Origin of the sequence: Micrococcus sp. HMSC31B01 (genome assembly GCF_001816085.1) — a bacterium.
GTDB classification, from domain to species: domain Bacteria; phylum Actinomycetota; class Actinomycetes; order Actinomycetales; family Micrococcaceae; genus Micrococcus; species Micrococcus luteus.
Map to the genome: position 1 here is coordinate 1 of NZ_KV824861.1, position 2,004 is coordinate 2,004.

Genomic DNA, 2,004 nt, shown 5'->3' on the forward strand with positions numbered 1-2,004 from the left:
GCACCGGGCGGCCGTCGAGGAGGACCTGCCCCGCGCGGATGAGCGCCGCGCCCTCCGTGCGGGAGCGGGCCAGGCCCCGGGCGGCCAGGGCGACGTCGGCGCGTGCGGTCTCAGCCACCCCGTGGGTCCGCGAAGGCCTCGGCCCCGCCGGCGAGCAGAGCGGGCAGGTGCGCACGGACCCACGTGGGCCGGTCCGGCCCGGGGGCGGCGGCCGCGGTCTCGCGCGTGTCGATGCCGGTCAGGACGAGCACCGTGTCGAACCCCGCCGCGTTGCCGCCGCGGATGTCCGTGTCCAGGCGGTCGCCGACCACGAGGGGACGGGCCAGGCCGAGGGCCTCGGCCGCCGTCCGGAACAGTCGTGGCTCGGGCTTGCCCGCCGCGACGGGCGCGGTGCCGGTGGCCCGGCCCACCGCCTCGACGAGGGCCCCGTTGCCGGGGGCGATCCCCTCCGCGCGCGGGATCGAGGTGTCCAGGTTGGTGGCGACCCAGGTGGCCCCGGCGCGCACGGCGTACGCCGCCTCCGCCAGATCGGCCCAGCCGAGACCGGGGTCGAAGCCCTGGATCACCGCGTCGGGACGCTGCGCCGCGGACGCGACCACCTCGTAGCCCCGCTCCTCGACCACGGCGCGCAGGTACGCCGAGCCGACCACGAGCACCCGGCCGGTGCGGCGGCCGAGCGTCTCCTCGAGCAGGTCGACGCCCGCCGGTGCGGAGCCGAAGACCTGCCCCGCCTGCGCGGGCACCCCGAGCGTGCGGAGATGCTCGGCCACAGACTCCGGCGCGCGGGAGGCGTTGTTCGTCACGAACCCGACCGGCACGCCCCGTTCCTGCAGCGTCGACAGCGTCTCGACCGCCCCGGCGATCGCGCCGCCTCCGGCGTAGACGACGCCGTCCAGGTCGCACAGCAGCCCGTCGTGACCGGCGAAGAACGTGGCGCTCACCGCTCGTCCGCCTCCGGGGCCTCGAGGGCGTCGAACAGCGACAGCTGGTTCGGGTCGACCTCGTCCGGCGCGTCGACGGCGGCCGGCGGCTCTGCGGCGGCCTCCGGCCGGGGCGCCTCGGTCGGCTCCGTGGCGGCCTCCGGCTCCTCGGCCGGGGATCCGTCCGCCGTCGGCTCCGCACCGGCCTCGGCCGCATACCGCTCGTGGCGCCGTTCGCGGGGGGACGGGCGGCGGTCCCGGGGGTCCTCGACCGGCTCGGTGTCCACGTCGATGATCTCCGGGTCCGCGAACCCGCCCACGCCGAGGGCCTTCTCCGCGACGCGCACGGCACGCGCCCAGAGCCGAGCCTCGTCGCGGCGCCCCAGGGCGAGCAGCACGTCGGCCTGACGCTGGAACAGCCGGGGAGAGAAGGGGTAGCCGCGCCGCCGGTCCAGTTCCGGGATCTGCAGGGCCTCATGGGCACCCTGAAGGTCGCCGGCGTCCTCGCGGATGCCGGAGACGACCATGGCCAGCTCGGCCCGCGCCGCCCGGTCCAGACGCGAGGCATCCACCTCGGCGGCCAGCTGCAGGGCCTTCTCCGTGCGGCCGAGGGCACGCTCGCTGTCCACCTGCGCGGCGATGTGGGTGTCGTCGCCCGTCATGCGCCGGTAGGTGCGGAACTCGCGCAGCGCGTCGGCGTACTCCCCCGCCGCGTAGGCGGTGAGCGCGACTGCCTCGCGCACGCGTGAGAGGCGGCCGCCCTTGCGGGACGCGGCGAGGGCGTGCTGGAACGCCAGCGCCGGGTCGACGTCCAGGTAGCGGCCGGCCATCACGAGATGCTTGGCGACCCAGCTGGCAGGACGCTCGTCAAGGCCGTTGATCTCCTTGAGCGTGCCGCGGTCGAGCTCCTGGCCCGTCACGTCCGGGTCGATGTCCGGAGAGCGCTCCTGGTCCGCACGATTCGCCGCTCGGAGGTCACCGGGATTGTGCGCGGGTCGTTCGGCGCGGTCCTCGCGACGAGGGCCCGTCGGCGCACCGCGGCGCTCGGGGCGTCCGCCCCCCTGGCCCGGGCCGCGCCGCCGGT

3 protein-coding genes are annotated in these 2,004 nt (G+C 76.9%); all 3 read right to left on the reverse strand.

The features are described 5' to 3' along the window. The coding region (locus HMPREF3105_RS12545; protein ID WP_246830298.1) for a S4 domain-containing protein at positions 1 to 118 on the reverse strand (118 nt) is incomplete at its 3' end. Further along, entirely contained in the window at positions 111 to 941 is an 831-nt protein-coding gene (locus HMPREF3105_RS00855) for an HAD-IIA family hydrolase (protein WP_070708547.1), read from the reverse strand. The genes HMPREF3105_RS12545 and HMPREF3105_RS00855, both read right to left, overlap by 8 nt. Continuing rightward, the coding region (locus HMPREF3105_RS00860) for a hypothetical protein (protein WP_070708548.1) at positions 938 to 2,004 on the reverse strand (1,067 nt) is incomplete at its 5' end. The genes HMPREF3105_RS00855 and HMPREF3105_RS00860, both read right to left, overlap by 4 nt.